This window comes from Luteimonas sp. RC10 (assembly GCF_014192745.1).
GTDB lineage: Bacteria > Pseudomonadota > Gammaproteobacteria > Xanthomonadales > Xanthomonadaceae > Luteimonas.
In genome coordinates this window covers 275,463-299,954 of sequence record NZ_JACHYJ010000005.1, presented here as the reverse complement: position 1 = coordinate 299,954, position 24,492 = coordinate 275,463, and the positions used below count along the sequence as shown (strand labels likewise).

Sequence of the window (24,492 nt, the reverse complement as noted above, 5' to 3'; positions counted from 1 at the left end):
CGCCGCATGGGGGCATGGAAACGCACGTTGGCCGCCGCCGCGATCGCGCCGGTGTGGGCGACCGTCTTCGCGATCGCCTACGTCCGGGTGTCCTTTCCGATCTCCGACGCGATCCTGTCCGAGCTCAACCGCGGCCAGCGGCTCGCGCTCGGCGCCGCCATCGGACTGGCACTTGGCTACGTCGCGATGCTGCTGATCGGGCTGCCGGTCCACGCGGCGCTGCGCAGGCTCGGGCGCAGCACGCTGTCGTCCTACGTGGTGGTGTGGTTCGCCATGGCGCTGGTGCTGTGGGCGGTCATCCACGTCGCCGGCTTCCTCGGCTACGGCTGGGGCTACGCGATCGCCTACCTGTTCCAGACCCTCGTCGAGCGACCGGTGGTGCCGCTCTCGTTCGGCCTGTGCTGGGCGCTGGTGGCGGCCAGCTTCTGGGCGGTGGCGCGGCCCGACCGCAGCGCGCAGGCGCCGTCGTCGCGTGACTGACGGCGTGCGGCGCGCCGCCTGATCGCCTTACGCAACAGAGAAAGCGGAGATCACGCGGCGGTGAGCGCGCCCAGCCGCGCGACGACCGGCGCGACCTGCGATTGCCGGCCCAAGGCCTCGCCCAGCGCCGTCAGGCGCTGGGCCAGCGTCTGCGCATCATCGGCGCGGACGGTCGCATGGCCGACCTTGCGACCCTCGCGCGGCTGCTTGCCGTAGTCGTGCCAGTGCACGCCGGGCACGGCCAGCGCGGCGGCGGCGTCGGGCATCGCGCCGAGCCAGTTGAGCATGCACGACACGCCCCGCGGCGCGGTCTCGCCCAGCGGCAGGCCGAGCACGGCGCGCAGATGGTTCTCGAACTGCGAGGTCTCGGCGCCTTCGATCGTCCAGTGCCCGGAGTTGTGCACGCGCGGCGCGAGCTCGTTGGCGAGCAATTCGTCGCCGCGGCAGAACAGTTCCAGCGCGAACACGCCGACGTAGTCCAGCCGTTCGGCGATCGCGCGCGCATGCGCGGTCGCGGTGCGCACCGTCCCCGCGTCGGCGACCGCCGGCGCCAGGCTGGTCGACAGCACGCCATCGACGTGGCGGTTCTCGGTCAGCGGCCAGGTGCGGAACGTGCCGTCGCGCCCGCGCACCGCGACCACGCTGAGCTCGCGCTCGAACGCGACGAAGCCCTCGAGGATCAGGCCGGTCGCCTGCGCCTGCGCACCGAGCGCATCCCAGGCGGCATCGATGTCGGCCGTCTCGCGGATCCGGAACTGGCCCTTGCCGTCGTAGCCCAGCCGCCGCGTCTTGAGGATGCAGGGCATGCCCAGACGCGCGACCGCAGCGTCGAGGTCGGCGCGGGTGACGATATCGGCGAAATCCGGCACCGGAATGCCGAGTTCTCGGAACAGCGTCTTCTCGGCCAGCCGGTCCTGGCTCAGCGCCAACGCATCGGGATTGGGGAACACCGGCACATCGGCGGCGAGCCGCCGCGCGCCATCGGCAGGCACGTTCTCGAAATCGAACGTCGCCACGTCCACCCGCGCGGCCAGGTCGGCCAATGCTGCCGGATCGTCGTAGCCGCCCAGCAGCAGCGGTGCGCATTGGCCAGCGCAGGCGTCGGCGGCGCCGTCGAGCACGAGGAAATTCAGTCCCAACGGATGGCCCGCCAAGGCCAGCATGCGCGCCAGCTGCCCGCCACCCAGAATCCCGACCGTCGTCATGCCTGCACGTGCTCCGTCGCTTCAACCGCGCTCATCGACGCGGATCGTCATTGGCGGCGACCTCTTCGGTCTGCCGCTGCCGGAACGCATCCAACGCGTGCGCGACCGCCGCGTCGTCGGCGGCCAGCATCGCCGCGGCGAACAGCGCAGCGTTGGCCGCGCCGGCATTGCCGATCGCGAACGTCGCGACCGGGACCCCGGCCGGCATCTGCACGATCGACAGCAATGAATCGAGGCCGTTGAAGGCCTTGGACTGCACCGGCACCCCGAGCACCGGGACCGCGGTCTTGGCGGCGAGCATGCCCGGCAGGTGCGCGGCACCGCCAGCGCCGGCAATGATCGCGCGCAGGCCGCGCGACCGCGCCGAGGCGGCGTAATCGAACAGCACATCCGGCGTGCGGTGCGCGGAGACCACGCGCACTTCGTGCGCGACGCCGAGCTGCTCGAGCTTCTGCGCCGCGTGCTGCATCGTCTCCCAGTCCGAACGCGACCCCATCACGATGCCCACGACCGGCGCCCTGCCGGTCACGGCCCGGTCGCCTGACGCGGCGTTGGCGGACGTGCTGCTGTGGTCGTTGGCTGACATTGCGCGGGCTCCGGCCTCAAACGGGCATTTTAGAGGTTCTTCTCCCATGTGCGGGAATGGTTGTGCGGGAAATGGCCGGCCACTTCGGATGGGCAGCCGCCTGCCAGCCGGAAGCCGCTGTCCCTCGGTCGAGGCCGCGTCGCGATCCGACCACGCGAAGCACGCGTGACGTCCGCATGCCGCACCGCTGTCCAAGAACCGGGGTCAGAGTGCAATTTCGCAAGGCGGAACTGCACTCTGATCCCGGCTTTTCGTTGAGGACATTGGCCAAACGGCTTGGGTCACGACGGATTCGACGGCCGGGAGAAGGCGCCCGTTTGAAGGGGCTGTGCCTGCTGCTGGCCCGGCGTCCGTGATGCGAGGTGGTACGCTTCCGCGATTCCTGAAAACGCCCGGACCCTGCCCCATGGACCGCAAGTTGCTCGACATCCTCGTCTGCCCCGCCAGCCGCCAGCCGCTGTCGCTGCTCGACCGCCCCGGCCTGGATGCGCTCAATGCCGCGATCGCCGCCGGCACGGTGCAGCGCGAGGACGGCACCGCGCAGAACCAGCCGCTGCGCGAGGCGTTGATCACCCATGATCGCAAGCGCGTCTACCGCGTCGACGACGGCATTCCGGTGCTGCTGGTCGAGGAAGGCATCGCCACCGGACAGGTCGCCGACTTTCCGAAGGACGGCGCGCGCGCCTGATGATGCGGGCGCCTGCGGCGTGATCGGCCGCCCGGCCGCCCCTGGCCCGGCCGCACGCCCCGAACTCCCCGCGCCACGACCGGCCCGCCATCGGACGACACGCATGACCCAGCGCCCTGCCCCGCCCCGCCTCGCCCCGCCAGACCCGGACGCAGTCGCCGCCAGCGTTGCGACGGCGCTGGCCGAGGATCTGGGCACGGGCGATGTGACCGCAGCCCTGCTGCCCGACCGCGCGGCCACCGCCAAGTTGCTGTGCAAGCAGGACGCGGTGATCTGCGGCCGGCCATGGTTCGACGCCTGCCATCGCGCGCTCGACTCGGACGTGCGGATCGACTGGCACGTCGCCGAGGGCGACCGCGTCACCGCCGGCACCGTGCTCGCCACCCTCGTCGGCCGCAGCCGCGCCCTGGTGTCTGCCGAGCGCACCTCGCTGAACTTCCTGCAGACCTTGAGCGCGACGGCCACCGCCACCGCGCAGCATGTCGCGGCGCTGGCCGGCACGGGCACCCGCCTGCTCGACACCCGCAAGACGCTGCCGGGCCTGCGCCTGGCGCAGAAGTACGCAGTGCGCGTTGGCGGCGGCGAGAATCACCGCATCGGGCTCTACGACACGGTGATGCTCAAGGAGAACCACATCCGCGCCGCTGGCGGCATCGCCGCGGCGATCGCCGACGCGCATGCCCGGGCGCCGGGCCTGCCGCTGGTGGTCGAGGTCGAAACGCTCGACGAATTGCGCGAAGCACTCGCCGCCGGCTGCACGCGCATCCTGATCGACGACTTCGACGTGGCGATGCGACGCGAGGCCGTCGCCATCGCGCATGCCGCGCCATTCGACGGCCGCATTCCGCTGGAGGTCTCGGGCAGCGTCGACCTCGACGCCCTGCGCGCGATCGCCGCCGACGGCGTGGACTATGTCTCGATCGGCGCCCTGACCAAGCACGTGCAGGCGATCGACCTGTCGCTCAAGCTCCAGGACGTCTGACCACAACGGGTCCGACCTGTCGGGACCGGTGCCCGAACGCAGCCCCGCCCCGATTGCGTGGCGCACGTGCCCGCGCGTGACTTGCATGCGCCGCCGCGCGCCGCCACATTGCGCCCATGCCCGATTTCCCGACGATGATCTTCGCGATGCTGGCCGCATTCGCCGCGTTCTTGTGGTGGAGCGCGGCACGGGGCGCGGCCGAGCGCGCCGGCCAGCTCGGCCGGCAGGCCTGCGAGCGCGCTGGCGTGCAGTGGCTCGACCAGAGCGTGCACGCCTATGCGATGCGCCTGCGCCGCGACGACAGCGGGCGGCTGCGCGTGGAGCGCAGTTTCCGCTTCGAGTATTCCGAGGACGGCATCGAGCGCCATGTCGGCCAACTGGTGCTGCGCGGCGAGCGGCTGGTCGCGTTCAGTGGACCGACGCGCCGCGACGCCGCGGCACTGGACTGAACGTAAGGTACTTCTCCAAAGTCAGGGAGACCTGCCTCCGTCCGCTCAAGGCGTCCCTCTTCGGAGCGCGCGTCGCGCTGGCCGGAGACTGCTCCCCGGCTCGGTCAGCCATCCATGGCTGACTCGCCGCCGCGGACCATCCCTGGTCCGCTATCGCAATCCCCGACCGGCACGACGCACTGAGGCCGAAAGTGGGCAACTTCGTCCAGCTGAATGGCTTTGCGTCTACCCGAAATCGGGTTGCAAGCATTCAGAGCAGCGGATTGGCGGACGGTGGCCGCGTCAAGCGCGCCAAGGATGGCGCGCGCCCGAGTCAAGGCAGGGTGAGCACGGATGGACTGCGCGGCACTGCCGCGCATCCATGCGAACGCCACGCGTGCTTCGCGTGGCCGGACCGCGAAGCGGCCTTGACCGAAGGGAGAGTGGCTTCCGGCCGGCAAGCCGCGGCCCATCCGAAGCAGAACGTCCAGTCCCACACTTGGGAGAAGGACCGAATATAAGGGGCCAATCGAGCAGCGTGTCGCGTCTTACTTGATGACCCGCAGATGCCCGCGTCGCGGCTCGGGCGGGGTGTCGTCGTCCGGCGGACCGTCGGTGTCGTCGTCGCGATCCGGCGCGCCGCCGTCCACCGACGCGAAGGTCGGTCGCGTCGGCGGCGTTGCGGGAGCATCCTCGAGCTGGGCCTCGTCTGCGTCCTGCGCATCGCCGGACGCGACGATGTCCTCGGGCAGCGCCATGCCCTGCCCGGTCTCGCGGGCGTAGACCGCCAGCACCGCGGCGATCGGCACCACGACCGACTGGCTGACGCCGCCAAAGCGCGCGGAAAAACGCACGCTGTCGTTGTCCATTTCCAACCGCGCCACCGCCCGGTCGGCGATGTTGAGCACGACGCGCCCGTCCTGCACGGCATGCGCCGGCACGCGCACGCCGGCGCGGCGCGCATCGACCAGGATATGGGGGGTCATGCCGTTGTCGGCGATCCACTCGTACAGCGCACGCAGCAGGTACGGGCGGTGGCTGGTCATCGCAGGCGCTTGGTCCGTCATGCGCAACAGTCTACCGGCTCGTGACGGCAGCGGGCAGCGATGCGGCGCCGGCACGCGGCCGGTGTCGCAGCGCACTCACTCGGGCAGCGGGCGCAGCGCGCGTTCCTGCGGCGTCAGGCTGCGGACGAAGCCGGGGCTGCGGAAGATGCGGTTGCCGTAGTCCTCGATCGCCTTGACGCCGTCCTTGGGCAGCGGGATTTCCAGCGCCTGCAGACGCCAGACGATCGGCGCCATCGCGCAGTCGGCCAGGCTCATTTCGGGATTGAGGAAGAACTTGCTGGCCTTGAACAGCGGCACCGAGGCGGTCAGCAATTCCTTGAGCCGCTTGCGGCCGGCTTCGGCCTGGGCCTTGTTGCCCATCTGGATGGCCTGCACCTGCGGCACCCAGTCGTGCTCGATGCGCAGCATGGCCAGGCGCAGACGCGCGCGCGACAGCGGATCGACCGGCATCAGCGGCGGATGCGGATAGCGTTCGTCGAGGTACTCGCTGACCACGCTGGCCGCGTAGAGCACCAGCTCGCGCTCGACCAGGGTCGGCACCGAGTGGTAGGGATTGAGGTCGATCAGGTCCTCGGACGGGTTGCGCGGGTCGACCACGACCATGTCGTAGGTGACGCCCTTGGCCGCGAGCACCAGCCGCGCCCGATGGCACAGCACATCATCGACCGAGGAAAACAGTGTCAACACGTTTCGCATGGATGCACCCGTGGCCTGCTTCGGCCTGTCCGTAAGACTGGCTCCGCCAGCCCTCGCGATGCCGCCTGCACCTCGCAGACGATTGTCGCGGTGCCCGAGTCTCGCATTTCCCTGAGCCGCCCGGCAATGGCACCGGGCCGATGCCGGGCCGGGGTGGGACACACCCGGCCGACAAGGCGTCAGTGGACGTCGCGCCAGTATTCCTTCTTCAGCAACCAGGCCATGAAGGTCAGCAGCACCAGGAACAGCAGCACCCAGACGCCCATCTGCTGGCGCTTGAGGGCCGCCGGCTCGCCGACGTACTCCAGGAACGCGGTGATGTCGCGGACCGTCTGGTCGAACTGCTGCGCGTCCTGGGTGCCCGGGGTGGCGATCTCCAGGTGCTCGACCACCGGATCGGCGCCTTCGGCCGCTTCACCGTAGATCGGGCGCTGCAGGCCCTGCATCTCCCACAGCGGGTTGGGCATCGACGCGTTGGGGAACAGCGCGTTGTTCCAGCCCAGCGGGCGGGTCTCGTCGAGATAGAACGACTTGAGGTAGGTGAAGATCCAGTCGGCGCCGCGCACGCGGGCAATCAGGCTCAGGTCCGGCGGGGTCTGGCCGAACCACTTGGCCGCGTGCTCGGCCGGCATCGACGACATGATGTGCTCGCCGAACGCCGCGCCGGTGAGGTTGAGGTTGTTCATCACCTCGTCCTCGGTCAGCCCCAGGTCCTGGGCCATGCGCGAGTAGCGCATGAACTTGAGCGAGTGGCAGCCCGCGCAGTAGTTCATATAGGCCTGTGCGCCGCGTTGCAGCGAGGCGCGGTCGCCCAGATCCGTGCCGGCATGCTGGACCGGGCCGCCGGCCGCGGCCAGCGCGCCGAACGACAGCAGCAGGCCGGCCGCCGCGACGGCGATGCGGGCAATGAGTCGGTTAGTCATGCATCGTCACCCGATCGGGCACGGCCTTGGTCCTGTCGAGCTTGGTCCACAGGGGCATCGTGATGAAGAAAGCGAAGTAGAGGAAGGTCAGCACGCGACCGACGATGGTCTCGACCGGATCGGTACCCGGGCCGGCGCCGATCTTGCCCAGCCAGACGAAGCACACGGCCAACAGCAGCAGCATGATCTTGGTCAGCGGGCCACGGTAGCGGTGCGACTTGACCTTGCACCGGTCCAGCCACGGGATCAGGAACAGCACCGCGATCGCGGAGAACATCACGATCACGCCGCTGAGCTTGTGCGGCACCACGCGCAACATCGCGTAGTAAGGCGTGTAGTACCACACCGGCTTGATGTGCTCGGGCGTGACCAGGTGGTTGGCCGCGGTGAAGTTGTCGTGCTCGAGGAACCAGCCGCCGAACGCCGGGGCGAAGAAGATGATGAACGCCGCGATGATCAGGAAGAAACAGACGTAGAAGCCGTCCTTGACCGAGTAGTACGGGTGGAACGGGATGCCGTCGGCCGGTGCGGACTTCGACCAGCGGTTGCCCTTGGGGCCCTTCTTGATCTCCACACCGTCGGGGTTGTTGGACCCCACCTCGTGCAGCGCGCCCAGGTGCAGGACGACCAGCAGCAGCAGCACCAGCGGCAACGCGATCACGTGCAGTGCGAAGAAGCGGTTGAGGGTGGCGTCGCTGGGCAGGTAGTCGCCCATGATCCACTCGGTCAGGCCGTTGCCGATGACCGGGATCGCGCCGAACAGCGAGATGATCACCTTCGCGCCCCAGAACGACATCTGACCCCACGGCAGCACGTAGCCCAGGAACGCCTCGGCCATCAGCACCAGGTAGATCAGCATGCCCAGGATCCACACCAGTTCGCGCGGCTTCTGGTAGGAGCCGTACATCAGGCCGCGGAACATGTGGATGTAGACGACGATGAAGAACAGCGAGGCGCCGGTGCTGTGCATGTAGCGGATCAGCCAGCCCCACTCCACGTCGCGCATGATGTATTCGACCGAGGCGAAGGCTTCCGCCGCGCTCGGCTTGTAGTGCATCGTCAGGAAGATGCCGGTCAGGATCTGGTTGACCAGCACGACCAGCGACAGCACGCCGAAGATGTACCAGATATTGAAGTTCTTCGGCGCGTAGTACTCGGTCATGTGCTTGCGGTACATCGGCATCAAAGCCGGTGCACGCTCGTTGACCCAGTTGAAGACGCCGTTGGCGCCGCGGACGAGGACGTTGGCCATCACGCGGCTCCCTTCGGATCGACGCCGATGACGAGGGTGTTGTCGTCGGCGTAGTAGTGCGGCGGCACCAGGAGGTTGGTCGGCGCAGGCACGCCGTCATAGACGCGGCCGGCCATGTCGAACTTCGACTTGTGGCAGGGGCAGAAGTAGCCGCCCTTCCAGTCGGCGTCGAACGGCGCCGGCCGGATCTCGGCGACCATCTCCGGCGAGCAGCCCAGGTGCGTGCACAGGCCGACGAGCACCGAGATGTCGGGCTTGATCGAACGCAGTTCCGGGTTCGCCTCGCGCACATACGCCGGCTGCTGGTCGACGTTGCTGGACTCGGGATCCTTGAGCCTGTCGTCGAGCGTGGGCAGCGCGTCGAGGATCGCCTTGGAGCGCTTGACGATCCAGATCGGCTGACCGCGCCACTCGGCGATCAGACGCTGACCTTCCTCGAGCGCGCTGATGTCGACAGTCACCGGCGCACCGGCAAGCTGCGCACGTGCGCTGGGATTCCAGGACTTGATGAAGGGAATGGCCGTGATGCCCGCCCCCACCGCGCCCACGACCAGGGTGCTCGCGGTCAGAAACCGGCGCCGCCCCACATTGACTGGCTCATCCCCGCCGCCAGGTCCGATCACCGCTTCGTCGACCATCGGTACTCCGCAAAACTTCGGTAGCTACTGTGCGCTGGCTGCCACGGACCGACCCCGTTCCGCGGGCGGCCGCATCGATGTGTGCCAGTGTAGCTGAACCCTGAATCGAGCGACAATTGGGTCGAAATGTCGCACCTGCACCACGCTCAGCGGCTGGCGACCTGGCCGCGATAGCGCTCGGCCAGCGTCCCCACGCGCTGTACGTAGCGCTGGGTCTCGCTGTAGGGCGGCACGCCCTTGTGGCGGTCGACCGCGCCCTCGCCGGCGTTGTAGCCGGCCGCGGCCAGGGTCAGGTCGCCGTCGAAGCGGCGCAGCAGCCAGGCCAGGTACGCCACGCCCCCGCGGATGTTCTGCTCCGGGTCGAAGGCATTGACCACGCCGAAGCGCCGCGCGGTCGCCGGCATGAGCTGCATCAGCCCCTGTGCACCGGCGCGCGAGAGCGCATTGGGATTGAACGCCGACTCGGCATGCATGATCGCGCGCACGATCGCCTCCTCGACGCCGAACTCGCTGGCCGCACGCGCGACCTCGTCGCGATAGGCCTCGCGGTTGAGCCGGACGGTGCCGAAGTTGACTCCCGGCGCCGCGCCGCAGGCGTAGCAGGTCTCGAAGAAGCTGTAGCGGATGGTGCGCACCGAGGCGACCTGCGCGCCCCCGGCCGGGCGCGTGCTGCTGTAGTGGCGCACACCGTCGCGGACATAGGCGTAGACCTGGCCCTGCTGCAGCCGGCGCTGCCCGCCGCTGCGGGCCGGGGTCGCCGTGGCCGGTGCCGGGCTGGCCGCGGCGGCCGGCTTCGGCGTCCCGCCCATGAAGGTCGCCGGCGCGCCGCGATCCACGCCGGCCGGCGCCGGCGCGGGCGTGGCCTGGGGCTTGGAGGCGGCGGTCCGACGCGGCGCCGGCGGCGCCGTGGCGACCGCGCGACAGCTCGCGCCCGAGACCCGCTTGCTGACGTACTGGGGAATGCCGTCGCCGCTGTCGCAGCGATACAGCGTGCTGCCGGAGACCGGACAGGCCGCCAGCAGACCGAGCATCGCAATGAGTCCCCATCCCCGTTTCACGCGGCGGAGTGTCGCGTCTTCGGGCGGCGTTGCCAAGTGCTTGATTGTGAACGGGCGACCCGGCTGCGCGGCGCGCCCGGTACACTCTGCGCCCCACCCGCCATCCGGCCCGGACTCAGCGCCGTCGCCCCGGACACGCCATGACCCAGCCCGCTCCCCAGGCGCCCACCGCGCCGACCCTCGATCTTCCCGTCCTGACCGCCGACGGCGTGCCTGCGCCCAGCCCGGCGCTGCCCGCACGCGGCAAGCTCTACATCCAGACCCACGGGTGCCAGATGAACGAGTACGACTCGGCCAAGATGGCCGACGTGCTCGCTGCCGCCGAAGGCCTGGAGCTCACCGACGATGTCGAGGAAGCCGACGTCGTGCTGGTCAATACCTGCTCGATCCGCGAGAAGGCGCAGGAGAAGGTGTTCAGCCAGCTCGGCCGCTGGAAGGCCCTCAAGCAAGGGGGCAAGCCGGTGTTGATCGGCGTCGGCGGCTGCGTCGCATCCCAGGAGGGCGAAGCGATCGTCAAGCGCGCGCCGTATGTGGACCTGGTGTTCGGCCCGCAGACACTGCACCGCCTGCCCGAGCTGATCCGCGCCAAGCGCGCGACCGGCCAGCCGCAAGTGGACATCAGCTTTCCGGAGATCGAGAAGTTCGATCGCCTGCCCGAGCCGCGCGCCGAGGGCCCGAGCGCGTTCGTCTCGATCATGGAAGGCTGCTCGAAGTACTGCTCGTTCTGCGTGGTGCCCTACACCCGCGGCGAAGAAGTCAGCCGGCCGTTCGAGGACGTGCTGGTCGAGGTCGTGCGGCTGGCCGGCCAGGGCGTGCGCGAGATCAACCTGCTGGGCCAGAACGTCAACGCCTACCGCGGACCGATGGGCGGCGACGAGGTGGCCGACCTCGGCCTGCTGATCCGCACGATCGCGCAGATCGACGGCATCGAGCGCATCCGCTTCACGACCTCGCATCCGCTGGAGTTCTCCGACTCGCTGATCGAGGCCTACCGCGACGTGCCGCAGCTGGCCAACTACTTGCACCTGCCGGTGCAGGCCGGCAGCGATCGCATCCTCTCGGCGATGAAGCGCGGCTACACGGCGCTGGAGTTCAAGCAGAAGATCCGGAAACTTCGCGCCGTGCGCCCGGACATCTCGATCTCCTCGGACTTCATCGTCGGCTTCCCCGGCGAGACCGAGGCCGACTTCGAGAAGACGATGAAGCTGATCGAGGACGTGGGCTTCGACCAGTCGTTCTCCTTCATCTACTCGCGCCGTCCGGGCACCCCGGCCGCCGATCTCGAGGACACGGTGACCCAGGCCGAGAAGCACGCCCGGCTCACGCGCCTGCAGGCGCACATCAACGCCTACGCCGCCGGGATCTCGCAGCGGATGGTCGGCAGCGTGCAGCGCGTGCTGGTCGAAGGCCCCTCGCGCAAGGATCCCAACGAGTTGACCGGCAAGACCGAGAACATGCGCTCGGTGAACTTCCCCGCCCCGGCCCGCCTGATCGGGCAGTTCGTCGATGTCGAGATCACCGCCGCGCTCAGCAACTCGCTGCGCGGCCGGGTACGCCTGGACGAGGACGCCGCGGCCGCGTAGTACGGCCTGCCGCCGCGGCCTTCTCGCGCCGCGGCGTCGCGTCAGTCGAGACGTTTTCGGAACCGCGCGATCGCCAGCGCCATCGTGACCGCGGTGAATGCGCCCAGCGCCAGGATCGACGGCCACAGCTCCCAGATGCTCGCGCCGCGCAGCATGATGCCGCGCACCAGGCGCAGGAACTGGGTCATCGGCAGCGCTTCGGCGCCCCACTGCACCACGTCCGGCATGCCGGCGAACGGGAACATGAAGCCCGAGATCAGGATCGAGGGCAGGAACACCAGCATCGCGACCTGGATCGCCTGGAACTGGGTGCGCGCATGCGTGGAGATCAGCAGGCCCATCGCCAGGTTCGCGAAGATCAGCAGCAGCGAGGCCAGGTAGACGTCGAGCAGGCTGCCGCGCAGCGGTACGTCGAAGAACCAGAACCCCAGCACCAGGATCAGCGTGGTCTGGATCAGGCCGATCGCCGCGTACGGCAGCACCTTGCCGACCATCAGCTCGCCGCGCGCCAGCGGGGTGGCGATCAACAGCTCCATGTTGCCGCGCTCGCGTTCGCGCACGATCGCCATCGCGGTGAACATGGTCATGGTCATCGTGAGAATGATGCCGATCAGCCCGGGCACGATGCTCACCGCCGAGCGCCGCTCGGGGTTGTAGAAACTCACGACCTCGATCTGCGGCGCCGCGCGGGCACCGCGGCGCCCATCGGGGCCCTCGAGCGGCAGTTGCGCGATCTGGTTCGCGGCCGCCTGCACCACGGTGTCGGTACCGTCGACCATGACCTGCATCGCCGGACGGCCGTCGAGCACGCGGCGCTCGAAATCCGGCGGAATCGTGATCCCGACGCTGATCTCGCCCCGGCGCAGCATCTCGACCAGTTGCTGCGGGCTGTCGACGACCGCGACGGTATCGACGACGCCGGTCGCCTGCAGATCCATGACCGCCGCGCGCGAGGTCGCGGTCACCGCCTGGTCGGCAATCGCCGCATCGAGCCCGCGCGGGTTGTAGTTGATCGCATAGCCGAACAGCAGCAGGTCGACGACCGGGATCATCACGATCATCACCAGGCTGATCCGGTCGCGGCGGATCTGCCGCAATTCCTTGATCACCACGGCCCAGAGCCGGCGCAGCGGGTTCATGCGGCGCCTTCCGCATCGTCGCGACGGGTCGCGGCGACGAACACGTCTTCGAGATTGGGCGTCGCCGGCCGGACCTCGGCCTCGAGGCCGGCGCCGCGCAGCGCCTCGGCCAGTCCGCCGTCGCCATCTGCGCCATCCCGTGCGAGCACGCGCAGGCTGTTGCCGATCTGGGCGACGCTGAGCACGTTGGGCAGACGGGCGAGGACCTGCTGCGCGCGTCGCGGCTGCGCGGCGTGCACCTCGACACTGCGGCCCGAGAGTTCGGCCGCCAACGCGCCCGGCGCACCGTCGGCGACCAGCACCCCGCGGTCGAGGATCGCGATGCGGTGGCAGCGCTCGGCCTCGTCCATGTAGTGGGTCGAGATCAGCAGCGTGGTGCCGCTGTCGGCCAGTTCGAAGAGCTTGTCCCAGAAGTCGCGACGCGACTCGGGATCGACCGCGCTGGTCGGCTCGTCGAGGAACAGCAGTTCCGGCCGGTGGATCACCGCGCCGGCCAGTGCCAGGCGCTGCTTCTGGCCGCCACTCATCGTGCCGGCGAGCTGGCCCTGGCGATCGGCGAAATGGTAAAGCTCGACCAGCTCATCGACCCGGGCGCGCGCCTGCGCACGCGGCAAGCCGTAGACCGCCGCGAGGAACTCCAGGTTCTCGCGCACCGTCAGGTCCTCGAACAGCGAGAACTTCTGGGTCATGTAGCCGATACGCAGGCGCAGCGCGTCGGCCTGGTCGGGAATGCGCAGGCCGAGTACCTCGATGTCGCCCTCGCTGGGCGTCAGTAGGCCGCAGAGCATGCGGATCGTGGTCGACTTGCCCGAGCCGTTCGGTCCGAGGAAGCCGTAGACACTGGCGCGCGGCACAGTCAGATCGACATGGTCGACCGCGACCAGTTCGCCGAAGCGCTTGACCAGACCACGGGCGTGGACCGCGGCATCGCCGGCCGGCCCGGGCGGCGCGGGCGGCGCGGGCGGCGCGGCGCCGTTCGCAGGTCCCTCGCCCATCGTCAGAACTCCACCCGCAGCGGCAGGCCCGCCGGCAGGTCACCGGCCTCTTCCAGTTCGACCTCGGCCAGGTAGCTCAGGCGCGCGGCGTCCTTGCCGCTGAGCGCGTAGTACGGCGTGAACGTCGGCTCGCTGCGCACCATGCGCACGCGCCCGGCGTAGACGCGCTCGCCCTCGGCACCGACCCGCACGGTGGCGCGATCGCCCACCTGCACGCCGGCGCGCAGCGGCTCGGGCACATAGACCCGCGCATAGGGCTGCTCACCGACCAGCAGCACCGCCAGCGGTGCACCAACCGGCGCCTCGTCGCCGAGCCGGTACGGCAGGCTGTCCACACGCGCCGCGCGCGGCGCAACGACATCCAGCCGCCCGGTGCTGACCGACTGCGTCCGCGCCTGGGCCTGCGCCGCCTCGAGCGCGGCCTGCGCCTGCGCGATCTGCTCGGGGCGCGCGCCGTTCTGCAGCTCGGCCAACGCGGCCTGGGCGCCGGCGACCTGGGCCTGGGCATTGCCGGCGGCCGCACGCGCGCGATCGACATCGGCGGCCGAGACCAGTTGCCGGCCGCCGAGCGGCTGCAAGCGCTCGTAGTAGGCACGCGCATCGCGGGCCTGCGCCAGGGCGGCGGCGAGATTGGCCCGCGCCTGGTCGATGTCCTCGCGACGTGTGCCGTTGCGCAGCTCTTCCAGCACCTGGCGCTGGCGCGCGACTTCGGCTTCGGCGGCTGCGAGCTGGGCATCGCCGCGGGTGCGCTCCAGGGTCAGGATGCGCTCGCCGGCCTCCACGCGCTGGCCCTCGCGCACCGCAATCTCGGCGATGCGCTCGGCAGCGGGGGCCGGCAGCGTGATGCGGTCGTATTCCAGGGTGCCGAGCGCATGCGGCGGCTCGCGGCTGCAACCGGCGAGCAACGCGGCCGCGAGCGCGAGACCGGCGATCGGGATAAGACGGGTCATGCGGGCAGCTCCAGGCCGCGATCGAGCAAGGCGAGCGCGTGCAGGCGAATGTCGTCGATGCCCAGGTCGTCGCTGGCGAACAATTGCCGCCAGATCGGGGTGCCGGCGGCCGGGAACAGGGTCAGCCCGACCAGCGAGACCATCAGCAGCCGAGGATCGAGCGCGGGATTGAGCCGACCGGCCTGCTGCTCCTGGGCGAAGCGCGCGGCCATGAACGCACTGATCTCCGGCGCCAGCCGGGTGACCAGCAGGTCGCGCAGGTCGCCACCTTCGCTGACCACCTCGCGGATCCACAGCGCCGGCATCCACGGGTGCCGTGCGACCAGTGCGCACAACAGGTCGACGAACGCGACCAGCACCGTGCGCAGCGACGCATCGGCCATGCCCAGCAAGGTCTCGCGGACCTCGTCGAACACCGGCATCAGCCGTTCGGCGATCACCGCATCGCGCAGACCGGCGGCATCGCGGAAGTAGTAATGCAGCAGCGCCGGGGTCACCCCGGCCTCGGTGGCGATGTCGCGCAGCGAGGTCGCCGCAATGCCGCGGCGCACGTAGCAGGCAAGCGCGGCATCGAGCGCGCTGCCGCGCCGGTCGGTGTCGCCAGCGGGCGGACGCCCTGGCGTGCGTGCGGGGTCGGGGGTGCGGGATCGGGCCATGCGCCTGATATTAATTGATCGATCAATTAATGTCCGACTGCGCGCTGAATCCTGGGCCGCGACGCCGTCCTGCATGGCGATGCGCTACCCTGCGCGCCCTATGCAGACCAGCCCCCAGACCGACTTCGTCCTCGAACCGGACGACACCGAGCGCCTCGCCAACCTCGCCGGCCCCTTCGACGGCCACCTGCGCCAGATCGAACTGCGCCTGGGCGTGGAGATCGCCAACCGCGGCCATGTGTTCCGCATCACCGGCCGCGACCGCGATGGGGTCGCGCGCGCCGAAGCCTTCGTGCGCGCGCTCTACGACGAGACCGAAACCGAGACGCTCGACAGCCAGGCCGTGGCGATGCGGCTCTCGGAGGCCAATGTGGCGCGCGACGACGATGTCGTGCCGCAGGAAGTGGCGGTCCGGGTCAAGCGCGGCACGGTCCGCGGGCGCGGCGCCAACCAGGTCCGCTACCTGCACCGCATCGCCACCCACGACATCAATTTCGGCATCGGCCCGGCGGGCACCGGCAAGACCTTCCTCGCGGTGGCGATGGCGGTCGAGGCGCTCAACGAATCCAAGGTCCAACGGCTGGTGCTGGTCCGTCCGGCGGTCGAGGCCGGCGAGAAGCTGGGCTTTCTGCCCGGCGATCTGAGCCAGAAGGTCGACCCGTACCTGCGCCCGCTCTACGACGCGCTGTACGAGATGCTCGGCGTGGAGAAGGTCGCCAAGTTGCTGGAACGCAACGTCATCGAGATCGCGCCGCTGGCCTACATGCGCGGACGCACGCTCAATGATGCATTCGTGATCCTCGACGAGGCGCAGAACACCACGATCGAGCAGATGAAGATGTTCCTGACCCGCCTGGGCTTCGGCTCGACGGCCGTGGTCACGGGCGACCTGACCCAGATCGACCTGCCCAAGCACGTGAAGTCCGGCCTGCGCGACGCGCTGGACGTGCTGCGCGAGGTCGAGGGCGTGAGCTTCACGTTCTTCGAAGCACGCGATGTCGTGCGCCATCCGCTGGTCGCGCGCATCGTTGGGGCCTACGAGCGCCGCGATGCCAGCGACGCGGCGACCGGGCCGGCCTGAGCGATGGCGCTGCGCCGCATCGGTGCGTTCGCCCTGGCGCTGGCCCTGCCCACTGCGGCCGCGGCGCAGACGCCTGCGACATCGCAGCGGATCGCCACCGCGGCCGCGATCGCCGCGCCCTGCCTGTCGATCGAGGCTGGATCGGTCATGGTGAGCCTGCCGCTGGTCGACCTCGAGCGCGCGGTCGTGGCCCGGCCGCAGCCCCCGCAAAAAGAAAACGACCGCGCGGCCGACCTCGACGCGCCGCTGTGGCGCGACGAGTCCGAACGCCTGGCCCTGATCCGCGGCAATCGCGCAGCCCAGCTGCTGGCCTCGCCCCGGCTGCCTGGACATGACCGATACGGCTGCCTGCGGGCGGCGCTGGAGGACGTACCGGGCGACGCGCGCTATCTGATCGGCGCGATGCTCGAGCGCGGCGACGCCGCGGTGTGGCGTTCCGACGAGGCGGGCCTGCGCGATGCGGTGTTGGTCACGCGGACCAATCCCCGCCGGGGTGATGGCCCCATGGGCACCGTGCTCTATCGGCTGGACGAGGGCGAACGCCCGTTCCTGATGCTGGTCGAGTGGATCGCCTGACCGCCTGCCCCTGATTTTTCCTGTTTGCATGAGACCCGCCATGACCCAGGCCGCGCCCCATCTCGACATCGCCGTCGGCTATGCGCTGCCGCGCAAGGGCATTCCCTCGGCGGCCAGCTTCCGCCGCTGGGCGAGTGCCGCGCTCGATGGCCGGATCCGCGAAGCCGACCTGGCGATCCGCCTGGTCGACGAGGACGAAGGCCGTGCGCTCAACCGCCACTACCGCGGCAAGGACTACGCGACCAACGTGCTGAGCTTCCCGGCCGAGCTGCCCGAGGGGCTGCCCGAAGGTGTCCGCCTGCCCTTGCTGGGCGACCTGGTGATCTGCGCACCGGTGGTCGCGCGCGAGGCTGCCGAACAGCACAAGCGCCTGGGCGACCACTACGCCCACCTGACCGTACACGGCGTGCTGCACCTGCTGGGCTGGGACCACGAGAACGACAAGGACGCCGAGGCGATGGAGCAGCTCGAGCGCGAAGTCCTCGCCTCGCTCGGCATCGACGACCCTTACCGGTTACCCGGCTAAGCCGCCGGCGCTTGCCCAGGCGCTCAGAGGCAATCGACCAGCCCGTCGAAGATCGACCGCCCACCCGGCAGTACCGCATCGAGCGCGTCCCCGCCGGCCACCGCGTCGAGCATCGCCGGCAGCGTGGTGCCGGCCGCCAGCGGTGTGCGGCAATGCCAGACCTTCGGCTGCACGATGATCCGGCCGGTGCGCGCCACCAGGAACTCCTCGCTGGCCGCGAAACTCCACACGCACATGCCGATCCGTCCATCGTCCCGGTGCACCGAGCATTCGAAGCGCAAGGGCTGGAGGTTGGTGTACTCGCCCTCGCAAAAGGTGTCGCCGCAGATCTGGTCGAACTGCCGGGGCAACTGGTAGGTCATCGCGTACCAGGCCTCGACGCGCGCATCGTCGCCGCGGGCGTAGGTCGCGGCGTCGATGTAGGGCCCGTCCAGACGCGCGTCGGCGCTGGCCAGGCCAGGCAGCGCGAGCACGGCGGCCAGCCCCAGGGCGGCCAGGCGGGATGGGCGGATCGCAATCGACATATCGGTGCTCCTGAATGAACGTGTGGCCAGCATCGCCGCCAACCGCCGACCGCCGCGATCGGGCATCGCCGCAGCGCGGGCTCGGAATTCGCCGCGCCGGGCGTCGGGGTTCGGCCCGTGACGGCCGCCTGGACATCGGCGGCGGCGGACGCGCTAGACTTTCCCGCACGCCCCACCATCGCCCCTCCCCCCTGGGGCGCCCATACCAACGCAATGTCAGAAGACGACAGTAGTCAAACCGCCACCGAGCCCCACGAAAAGCGCCGCAGCTGGCTGGACCGGATCAGTTCGGCGATCTCCGGCGAACCCACCAACCGCGAGGACCTGGTCGAGCTGCTGCGTGACACCCACGCCGACGGCCTGATCGACGCCGACACCCTGCGCATGTTCGAAGGCGCGCTGGGCATCTCCAGCAAGACGGTCGGCGATGTGATGGTGCCGCGTGCGCAGATGGTCGCGCTGCCGGCCGACGCCAAGTTCCTGGACCTGATGAAGCAGGTGGTCGAGTCCGGCCATTCGCGCTTTCCGGTGCACGGCGACGACAAGGACGAGGTGCTCGGCATCCTGCTTGCCAAGGACCTGCTGCGCGGCGTGGTCGCCGACAACGGCCCCGGCTCGATCCACGAGCTGCTGCGCCCGGCGGTGCTGATCCCCGAATCCAAGAAGCTCAATGTGCTGCTGCGCGAGTTCCGGCTCTCGCGCAACCACATGGCGATCGTCATCGACGAGTACGGTGGCGTCGCCGGGCTGGTGACGATCGAGGACGTGCTCGAGGAAATCGTCGGCGAGATCGACGACGAGCACGACGACGCCGAAGATCCGAACGCGCTGATCGCCGCCCAGGCCGATGGCCAGTTCGCGGTCAGCGCGCTGACCCCGATCGCCGACTTCAACGAGCGCTTCGGCGCCGACTTCGACGACGACGAGTACGACACCATCGGCGGGGTGATCATCGGCGCGATCGGCCATCTGCCCGAGGTCGGCGAGGAGCTGGCACTGGGCCGGTTTGCCTTCCGCGTCACCGATGCCGACTCGCGCCGGCTGCATGCGCTGCACGTCAGCGTGCATGCCCAGGACTGAGACACCGCGCGCGACCGTTTCGCGCGCCTGGCGCCACGCGTTCGCGCTGCTGCTGGCGCTGCTCGCCTGGCCGGCGCTGGCGCAGGTCGCAGGCGATGCCCCGCGGGTCGGGGTGGCGACGATGCAGCCGGGCGAAGTGTTCTTCGAACGCTTCGGCCACAACGCGATCGTGATCGACGACCCGGCAGCGCCGGAGCCTGTGTCCTACAACTTCGGCTTCTTCGACCCGTCGGAGCCCGATTTCGTCGCCCGCTTCGTGCGCGGCGACATGCGCTATCAGCTCGCCGCGCTGCCGCTGGCCGACGATCTGGCCTACTACCGCGAGGTCGGGCGTGGCGTGTCGATCCAGTGGCTGGACCTCGACCCGGCGCAGGCCCGGCATCTGGCCACGGCCCTGGCCTGGAATGCGCGCCCCGAGAACGCGCATTACCGCTACGACTACTTCACCGACAACTGCTCCACGCGCGTGCGCGACGCGCTCGATGACGCCTTGGGCGGATTGCTGCACCGGCAGTTGCAGGGCCGCTCACGCGGCAACACTTATCGCGGCGATGCGGTGCGCCTGGCGTCCCCGGCGCTGTGGATGTGGCTGGGCTTCGACATCGGCCTGGGCCCGGCCGCCGACCGGCCGAATGCGCTATGGCAGGACATGTTCGTGCCGATGCGGTTGGCCGAAGCGCTGCGCGGCATCCGCCATGCCGATGGCCGGCCGCTGGTCGCCGAGGAAGTCGAGGTGCTGCCGCACCGCCAGCCGGCCGAGCCGCCGGAGCGTGCGCGCCAGTGGTGGCCGTGGCTGCTGGCCGGCCTTGCCCTGGGCGCGGCCGTGTTGGCGCTGGGCCGCCGCGCGCCGCGCGCGCTGGCCGCGACCGCGCTCGGGTTCTGGACGCTGTGCGCGCTGCTCGGCACAGTGATGCTGTTCCTGTGGCTGGGCACCGAGCATGTGTTCGGCTGGCGCAACCACAACCTGCTGCTGTTCAACCCGCTGTGCCTGTTGCTGCTGCCCGGTGGCTGGCGGCTCGCGCGCGGCCGCGCGCCTGGCCGGTTGTTCGCGATCGTGCTGCCGACGGTCGCCACGCTCGGCATCGTCGCGCTGTTCCTGCACTGGTTGCCGGTGCTGCCGCAACGCAATGCAGCCTGGCTGTCGCTGGTGCTGCCGCTGCATCTGGCCCTGCTTGCGGCGCTGCGCCCCAAGCAAGCCGCCCTCGCCTAGGCACGCCGCAGCGGCGACGGATGGCCGCAGGTTGCGGCCGCGCGCACTGCTTGCATGGCAGACACCGCGCGTGGCGCCTGCATACGTATGCGGCCGCGGCGCCTCGGACCTGCGTGACAGAATCGGGACGACCGCACGCGAATGCGCTTGGGAGGGCGCCGCACATGTCGAACCGGTTCACGCTCTGTCTCGCCCTGCTGCTGCCGCTGTCGGCCTTGGCGAATCCGTCGGCCGGATCGGCCGCCCGCATCACCTCACCCGACGCGACGATTGCCGTCGAGGTCACGACCGACAACGAGGGCCGCGCGAGCTACCGCGTCAGCCGGGCCGGTCGGCCGGTGATCGCCGATTCGCGTCTGGGCATGCTGTTCGCCGACGCGCCGAAGTTCGAACGCAACCTCGCAATCGTCGACCAGCGCACGCGCCGCCACGACGAGGCCTGGGAGCTGCCGTGGGGCGAGCGCCGGCAGATGCGCGACCACCACAACGAACTGCGCGTCACCTTCGCCGAGACCAGCGGCGCCCAGCGTCGTTTCGACGTGGTGTTCCGCGTGTTCGACGATGGCGTGGGCTTTCGCTACGACTTCCCCGACCAGCCGGAACTGCGGCGCCTGGCGATCAGCGAAGAGCTGACCGAATTCGTCGTCGCCGATGCGGCGACCGCCTGGTGGATCCCCGCCTTCGAGTGGAACCGCGAGGAGTACCTCTACCATCGCACTCCGATCGAGCAGATCGGCGATGCGCAGACACCGATCACGCTGCGCACCGACGACGGCCTGCATCTGTCGATCCACGAGGCGGCGCTGGTCGACTATTCGGGCATGAACCTGACCCGCGTCGATGGCCGCAAGCTCAAAGCGGCCCTGACGCCGGGCATCGGCGAGGCCAAGGTCGAGGTCGCCGCGCCTTTCGCCACGCCGTGGCGCACGATCCAGGTCGCCGATCGTGCCGGTGGCCTGGTCGAGTCGGGGCTGATCCTCAACCTCAACGCGCCCAACGCACTCGGCGACGTGTCCTGGATCCGACCGATGAAGTACGTCGGCATCTGGTGGGAGATGCATCTCGATCGCAAGACCTGGGCCTCAGGCCCCAAGCACGGCGCCACCACCGCGCATGCCAAGCGCCACATCGACTTCGCCGCGGCCAATGGCCTGGGCGGTGTACTGGTCGAAGGCTGGAACGTCGGCTGGGACGGCGAGTGGTTCGGCAACGGCGAGACCTTCAGCTTCACCCGCGCCTATCCCGACTTCGATCTCCAAGAGGTCACCCGCTACGCCCGCGAGCAGGGCGTGATGCTGATCGGCCACCACGAGACCTCGGGCAATGCCGCCCACTACGAGCAGCAGCTCGACGACGCGTTCGACCTGTACGCACGGCTGGGCGTGCACGCGGTCAAGACTGGCTATGTCGCCGACGCCGGGCAGGCCAAGGTGCGCGATGCCCAGGGCCGCCTGCGCTACGCCTGGCACGAAGGCCAGGCGATGGTGCGCCACCACCAGCGCGTGGTCGATGCAGCCGCGAAGCGACGCATTGCGGTCAACCCGCACGAGCCGGTCAAGGACACCGGGCTGCGCCGCACGTATCCCAACCTGATCACGCGCGAAGGCGCACGCGGCATGGAGTTCAACGCCTGGGGCAATCCGGGCAACCCGCCCGAGCACGAGGCCACGCTGGTGTACACGCGACTGCTGGCCGGGCCGATGGACTTCACGCCCGGCGTGTTCGGCATGGACACCAAGTCCGGCGAACCGATGGCCAGCACGCTGGCCAAGCAGTTGGCGCTGTATGTGGTGATCTACAGCCCGCTGCAGATGGCCGCCGACCTGCTCGAGCACTACGAGGCACGCCCCGAGGCGTTCCAGTTCATCCGCGACGTGCCGGTGGACTGGGAAGACACCCGCGCAGTGGCCGGCGAAGTCGGCGAGTACGCGGTGATCGCGCGCCGCGCGCGCGGCGGCGACGACTGGTACCTGGGTGCGGTCACCGACGACAGCGCGCGCAACGTCGAGGTGCCGCTGGACTTCCTCGCGCCCGGCCGCCGCTACACCGCGCAGATCTACCGCGACGGCGACAACGCCGGCTGGCGCGACGATCCCCACGACCTGGTGATCGAAACGCGCACCGTCGATGCCGGCGACACCCTGTCGATCCGACTGGCCTCTGCCGGCGGCCTGGCCGTCCGCCTCGTCGCCCTCTAAAACCAAACCGGGGTCAGCGTGCAATTTCTCGTCGCACGGCGAGAAATTGCACTCTGACCCCGGTTTCGCGGACGATGCGGCGATGAGCGAGTCTCCCGCAACGTCCGGCGCCATGCCGTCCAATCCGCCGAGTGTGGTGAACTGCGCTGTCTACGGGCCTGGCGGCAAGCGCGACGTCGCCTTGGCCGATGTCGGCGAGGCGCTGGCCGACGATCCGGCGTGCTTTGCCTGGATCGGCCTCTACGAACCCGACCAGAGCGTGCTGGCGCAGTTGCAGGCCGAGTTCGACCTGCACGACCTGGCGATCGAGGATGCAGGCAAGGCGCACCAGCGCCCGAAGATCGAGGCCTACGGCGATTCACTGTTCATCGTCGCCAACACCGCGCAGGCGGTGGACGAGCGCATCGCCTACGGCGAGACCCACCTGTTTCTCGGCCCCCGCTATCTGGTGAGCGTGCGCCACGGCGCCTCGCTGTCGTACGCGCCGGCGCGCCGCCGCCTGGAGCGCGAGCCGGCACTGCTGGCGATGGGGCCGTCCTCGGCGCTGTACGCGGTGCTCGATGCGATCGTCGACAACTACCTGCCGGTGGTCGAGGAGTTCCGCACCACGCTCGATGCGCTCGAACGCCACATCGTCAGCGCGCAGTTCCACCGCCGCATCCTGATCCGACTCTACGAACTCAAGCGCGAACTGACCTGGATGCGGGTCGCGGCCACGCCGCTGCAGGATGTGCTCTCGCAACTGATGCGCAACACCGGGCCGCTGGTGCCCGCCGACATGAAGCCCTACATCCGCGACGTGCTCGACCATTCGGCCCGCATCAACGAGACCGTCGATGCGCTGCGCGACATGCTCGGCACCGCGCTTGCGGTCAACCAGGCGCTGGTGACGCTGACCCAGGGCGAGATCGTCAAGAAGCTCGGCGCCTGGGCCGCGCTGCTCGCCGCCCCCACGCTGATCACCAGTTGGTACGGCATGAACTTCCACAACATGCCCGAGCTCGACGAACGCTACGCCTACCCGCTGCTGATCGGTGGCACCGCCGTGGTCATGGGCCTGCTGTACCGCATGTTCAAGCGCGCCGGTTGGCTGTGACGTCGGCGTTTCCACCGCGCCATCAACACCGCGGGGCGGCCGGCGCTACGCCGGCCAGAAGCGCGTGACCGCCTCGCGGATCGCCAGTCCGCCACCGCCGATCAGCACTGCGAAATAGACGATCGTCAGCACATTGGCCAGGTGGCCCAGCAGCACCATCGTGCCGTCGCGCTGCAGCAGGCCGATCGCCAGGCACATCAGCGCCACGCCCGGCACGGTGTTGCTGAAGGGAATGAAGCCGAACGGCGCCATCAGCAGCAGCGCCCCCAGGATCAGTGCCGCGTCGTTGAACAACCCGACACCACGGCCGTGGGTCAGGCCCGCCAGGCGGCCGGGGCGTGTGATGCGCTCGAGCCGGCGCACCCACTTCAGGCCGGTGTCGAGCGCACCGCGCATGCGGCCGGCCGGCACCGAACGGCGGCGCACCGCGGACGGCAGCCACAAGGGACGCCCCATCATCCGGGCCACGCCGATCAGCACGATGACCGCACCGAACACCGTGCTCACCCCCGGGATCGAGACCGGGATCAGGAACACCAGCGTCAGCAGGATCACCAGCAGCAACATGCCCTGCGCGCCGAGCTCGTCGACCAGCGGGCCGACCTGCACGTCGCCGTCGGGCAAGCCTGCGATCAGCGCCTGCAGTTGCTCGCGCAGCGAGGCCTCCGAGGCCTCCATCGGAGCGTTCATCGCCAAACGCGCGGTCGATACGGGGCGGGCATGCGCAGGGCGGGCAGCGGCATCGTCGACACGGGGCAGGTCCGAAGGCGAAAGGGCGCGCCATCCTAGCAGGACGCCCGGGCCCGCCCCTGCCCCATTCACATTGCCGCGCGCGGCGTCTAATACGAAAGTCGTAAGGCTTTGGGCCGCGATCG

The 24,492-nt window shown here is 69.7% G+C and carries 26 protein-coding genes; 12 read left to right on the top strand and 14 right to left on the bottom strand.

Going from position 1 to position 24,492, the window contains the following annotated elements; all coding sequences use genetic code 11:
- The first annotated feature begins 6 nt into the window (after nucleotides 1-6).
- Nucleotides 7-480 (top strand): hypothetical protein, encoded by a 474-nt coding sequence (locus FHW73_RS11180; protein WP_183426789.1) that lies wholly within the window; start codon nucleotides 7-9, stop codon nucleotides 478-480.
- A gap of 50 nt (nucleotides 481-530) precedes the next feature.
- Here the strand turns inward: FHW73_RS11180 and FHW73_RS11175 are convergent, their stop codons facing one another.
- Nucleotides 531-1,685 (bottom strand): 5-(carboxyamino)imidazole ribonucleotide synthase, encoded by a 1,155-nt coding sequence (locus FHW73_RS11175; RefSeq protein WP_183426788.1) that lies wholly within the window; start codon nucleotides 1,683-1,685, stop codon nucleotides 531-533.
- Between the two features lie 31 nt (nucleotides 1,686-1,716).
- Nucleotides 1,717-2,181 carry a 5-(carboxyamino)imidazole ribonucleotide mutase gene (purE, locus tag FHW73_RS11170; RefSeq protein ID WP_255492934.1) on the bottom strand — a complete coding sequence of 155 codons (465 nt, stop codon included), beginning with the start codon at nucleotides 2,179-2,181 and terminating at the stop codon, nucleotides 1,717-1,719.
- A 496-nt stretch (nucleotides 2,182-2,677) separates the two neighbouring features.
- On the opposite strand from purE, the gene FHW73_RS11165 reads away from it, so the two are divergent.
- From FHW73_RS11165 to FHW73_RS11155, 3 genes are all read left to right on the top strand, one after another.
- Nucleotides 2,678-2,959: a Trm112 family protein gene (locus FHW73_RS11165; protein WP_183426786.1), complete on the top strand. Its 282-nt coding sequence runs from the start codon at nucleotides 2,678-2,680 to the stop codon at nucleotides 2,957-2,959.
- Between the two features lie 103 nt (nucleotides 2,960-3,062).
- Nucleotides 3,063-3,941, top strand: a complete 879-nt coding sequence (gene nadC / locus FHW73_RS11160) for a carboxylating nicotinate-nucleotide diphosphorylase (RefSeq protein WP_183426785.1) — start codon at nucleotides 3,063-3,065, stop codon at nucleotides 3,939-3,941.
- A 116-nt stretch (nucleotides 3,942-4,057) separates the two neighbouring features.
- Nucleotides 4,058-4,390, top strand: coding sequence for a DUF3301 domain-containing protein (locus tag FHW73_RS11155; protein WP_183426784.1), 333 nt, complete (start codon nucleotides 4,058-4,060; stop codon nucleotides 4,388-4,390).
- Nucleotides 4,391-4,917: 527 nt separating this feature from the next.
- Here FHW73_RS11155 and FHW73_RS11150 read toward each other — a convergent pair.
- The 6 genes from FHW73_RS11150 to FHW73_RS11125 form a co-directional block, all read right to left on the bottom strand.
- Complete coding sequence (locus FHW73_RS11150) at nucleotides 4,918-5,436, bottom strand: ClpXP protease specificity-enhancing factor (protein ID WP_183426783.1); 519 nt, start codon at nucleotides 5,434-5,436, stop codon at nucleotides 4,918-4,920.
- Between the two features lie 75 nt (nucleotides 5,437-5,511).
- Entirely contained in the window at nucleotides 5,512-6,132 is a 621-nt protein-coding gene (locus FHW73_RS11145; protein WP_183426782.1) for a glutathione S-transferase N-terminal domain-containing protein, read from the bottom strand.
- 179 nt (nucleotides 6,133-6,311) lie between these two features.
- Entirely contained in the window at nucleotides 6,312-7,055 is a 744-nt protein-coding gene (locus FHW73_RS11140; protein WP_183426781.1) for a cytochrome c1, read from the bottom strand.
- Complete coding sequence (locus FHW73_RS11135) at nucleotides 7,048-8,307, bottom strand: cytochrome bc complex cytochrome b subunit (protein ID WP_183426780.1); 1,260 nt, start codon at nucleotides 8,305-8,307, stop codon at nucleotides 7,048-7,050. The genes FHW73_RS11140 and FHW73_RS11135 overlap by 8 nt, the downstream gene beginning before the upstream one ends.
- A complete protein-coding gene (gene petA, locus FHW73_RS11130) occupies nucleotides 8,307-8,945 on the bottom strand; it encodes a ubiquinol-cytochrome c reductase iron-sulfur subunit (protein WP_183426779.1) in 639 nt (212 codons plus the stop codon). The genes FHW73_RS11135 and petA overlap by 1 nt, the downstream gene beginning before the upstream one ends.
- A gap of 146 nt (nucleotides 8,946-9,091) precedes the next feature.
- Nucleotides 9,092-9,976, bottom strand: a complete 885-nt coding sequence (locus FHW73_RS11125; protein ID WP_183426817.1) for a lytic transglycosylase domain-containing protein — start codon at nucleotides 9,974-9,976, stop codon at nucleotides 9,092-9,094.
- A gap of 167 nt (nucleotides 9,977-10,143) precedes the next feature.
- Here FHW73_RS11125 and miaB point away from each other — a divergent pair, with 167 nt between their 5' ends.
- Nucleotides 10,144-11,586 carry a tRNA (N6-isopentenyl adenosine(37)-C2)-methylthiotransferase MiaB gene (gene miaB / locus FHW73_RS11120; RefSeq protein ID WP_183426778.1) on the top strand — a complete coding sequence of 481 codons (1,443 nt, stop codon included), beginning with the start codon at nucleotides 10,144-10,146 and terminating at the stop codon, nucleotides 11,584-11,586.
- Between the two features lie 41 nt (nucleotides 11,587-11,627).
- Here the strand turns inward: miaB and FHW73_RS11115 are convergent, their stop codons facing one another.
- From FHW73_RS11115 to FHW73_RS11100, 4 genes are read right to left on the bottom strand one after another with little or no spacing between them, the layout of a single operon-like run.
- Complete coding sequence (locus tag FHW73_RS11115) at nucleotides 11,628-12,725, bottom strand: ABC transporter permease (RefSeq protein WP_183426777.1); 1,098 nt, start codon at nucleotides 12,723-12,725, stop codon at nucleotides 11,628-11,630.
- Nucleotides 12,722-13,720 carry an ABC transporter ATP-binding protein gene (locus FHW73_RS11110; protein WP_183426776.1) on the bottom strand — a complete coding sequence of 333 codons (999 nt, stop codon included), beginning with the start codon at nucleotides 13,718-13,720 and terminating at the stop codon, nucleotides 12,722-12,724. The genes FHW73_RS11115 and FHW73_RS11110 overlap by 4 nt, the downstream gene beginning before the upstream one ends.
- A 2-nt stretch (nucleotides 13,721-13,722) precedes the next feature.
- Nucleotides 13,723-14,670, bottom strand: coding sequence for an HlyD family efflux transporter periplasmic adaptor subunit (locus FHW73_RS11105; protein ID WP_183426775.1), 948 nt, complete (start codon nucleotides 14,668-14,670; stop codon nucleotides 13,723-13,725).
- Nucleotides 14,667-15,326 carry a TetR/AcrR family transcriptional regulator gene (locus tag FHW73_RS11100; RefSeq protein WP_255492927.1) on the bottom strand — a complete coding sequence of 220 codons (660 nt, stop codon included), beginning with the start codon at nucleotides 15,324-15,326 and terminating at the stop codon, nucleotides 14,667-14,669. Before FHW73_RS11100 ends, FHW73_RS11105 begins: the two co-directional genes overlap by 4 nt.
- A gap of 100 nt (nucleotides 15,327-15,426) precedes the next feature.
- Between FHW73_RS11100 and FHW73_RS11095 the strand changes: the two genes are divergently transcribed.
- The 3 genes from FHW73_RS11095 to ybeY are packed head-to-tail and all read left to right on the top strand — an operon-like array spanning nucleotide 15,427 to nucleotide 17,509.
- Nucleotides 15,427-16,407, top strand: a complete 981-nt coding sequence (locus FHW73_RS11095) for a PhoH family protein (protein ID WP_183426773.1) — start codon at nucleotides 15,427-15,429, stop codon at nucleotides 16,405-16,407.
- A 3-nt stretch (nucleotides 16,408-16,410) separates the two neighbouring features.
- A complete protein-coding gene (locus FHW73_RS11090; protein WP_183426772.1) occupies nucleotides 16,411-16,983 on the top strand; it encodes a hypothetical protein in 573 nt (190 codons plus the stop codon).
- Nucleotides 16,984-17,023: 40 nt separating this feature from the next.
- On the top strand, nucleotides 17,024-17,509 hold the full coding sequence (ybeY, locus tag FHW73_RS11085) for an rRNA maturation RNase YbeY (protein WP_183426771.1): 486 nt from the start codon (nucleotides 17,024-17,026) through the stop codon (nucleotides 17,507-17,509).
- A 23-nt stretch (nucleotides 17,510-17,532) separates the two neighbouring features.
- Here ybeY and FHW73_RS11080 read toward each other — a convergent pair whose 3' ends face one another.
- Complete coding sequence (locus FHW73_RS11080; RefSeq protein WP_183426770.1) at nucleotides 17,533-18,033, bottom strand: hypothetical protein; 501 nt, start codon at nucleotides 18,031-18,033, stop codon at nucleotides 17,533-17,535.
- 213 nt (nucleotides 18,034-18,246) lie between these two features.
- Between FHW73_RS11080 and FHW73_RS11075 the strand changes: the two genes are divergently transcribed.
- The 4 genes from FHW73_RS11075 (at nucleotide 18,247) to FHW73_RS11060 (ending at nucleotide 23,617) form a co-directional block, all read left to right on the top strand.
- Entirely contained in the window at nucleotides 18,247-19,113 is an 867-nt protein-coding gene (locus tag FHW73_RS11075; protein WP_183426769.1) for a transporter associated domain-containing protein, read from the top strand.
- Nucleotides 19,100-20,323 (top strand): DUF4105 domain-containing protein, encoded by a 1,224-nt coding sequence (locus FHW73_RS11070; protein ID WP_183426768.1) that lies wholly within the window; start codon nucleotides 19,100-19,102, stop codon nucleotides 20,321-20,323. The genes FHW73_RS11075 and FHW73_RS11070 overlap by 14 nt, the downstream gene beginning before the upstream one ends.
- A 164-nt stretch (nucleotides 20,324-20,487) precedes the next feature.
- On the top strand, nucleotides 20,488-22,521 hold the full coding sequence (locus FHW73_RS11065) for a glycoside hydrolase family 97 protein (protein ID WP_183426767.1): 2,034 nt from the start codon (nucleotides 20,488-20,490) through the stop codon (nucleotides 22,519-22,521).
- A gap of 82 nt (nucleotides 22,522-22,603) precedes the next feature.
- Nucleotides 22,604-23,617: a magnesium and cobalt transport protein CorA gene (locus FHW73_RS11060; protein ID WP_255492926.1), complete on the top strand. Its 1,014-nt coding sequence runs from the start codon at nucleotides 22,604-22,606 to the stop codon at nucleotides 23,615-23,617.
- Between the two features lie 45 nt (nucleotides 23,618-23,662).
- On the opposite strand, the gene FHW73_RS11055 is transcribed toward FHW73_RS11060, so the two are convergent.
- The gene (locus FHW73_RS11055) at nucleotides 23,663-24,307 is read right to left on the bottom strand and encodes an exopolysaccharide biosynthesis protein (RefSeq protein ID WP_183426766.1); all 645 of its coding nucleotides are present in this window, start codon (nucleotides 24,305-24,307) and stop codon (nucleotides 23,663-23,665) included.
- Nucleotides 24,308-24,492: the final 185 nt, after the last annotated feature.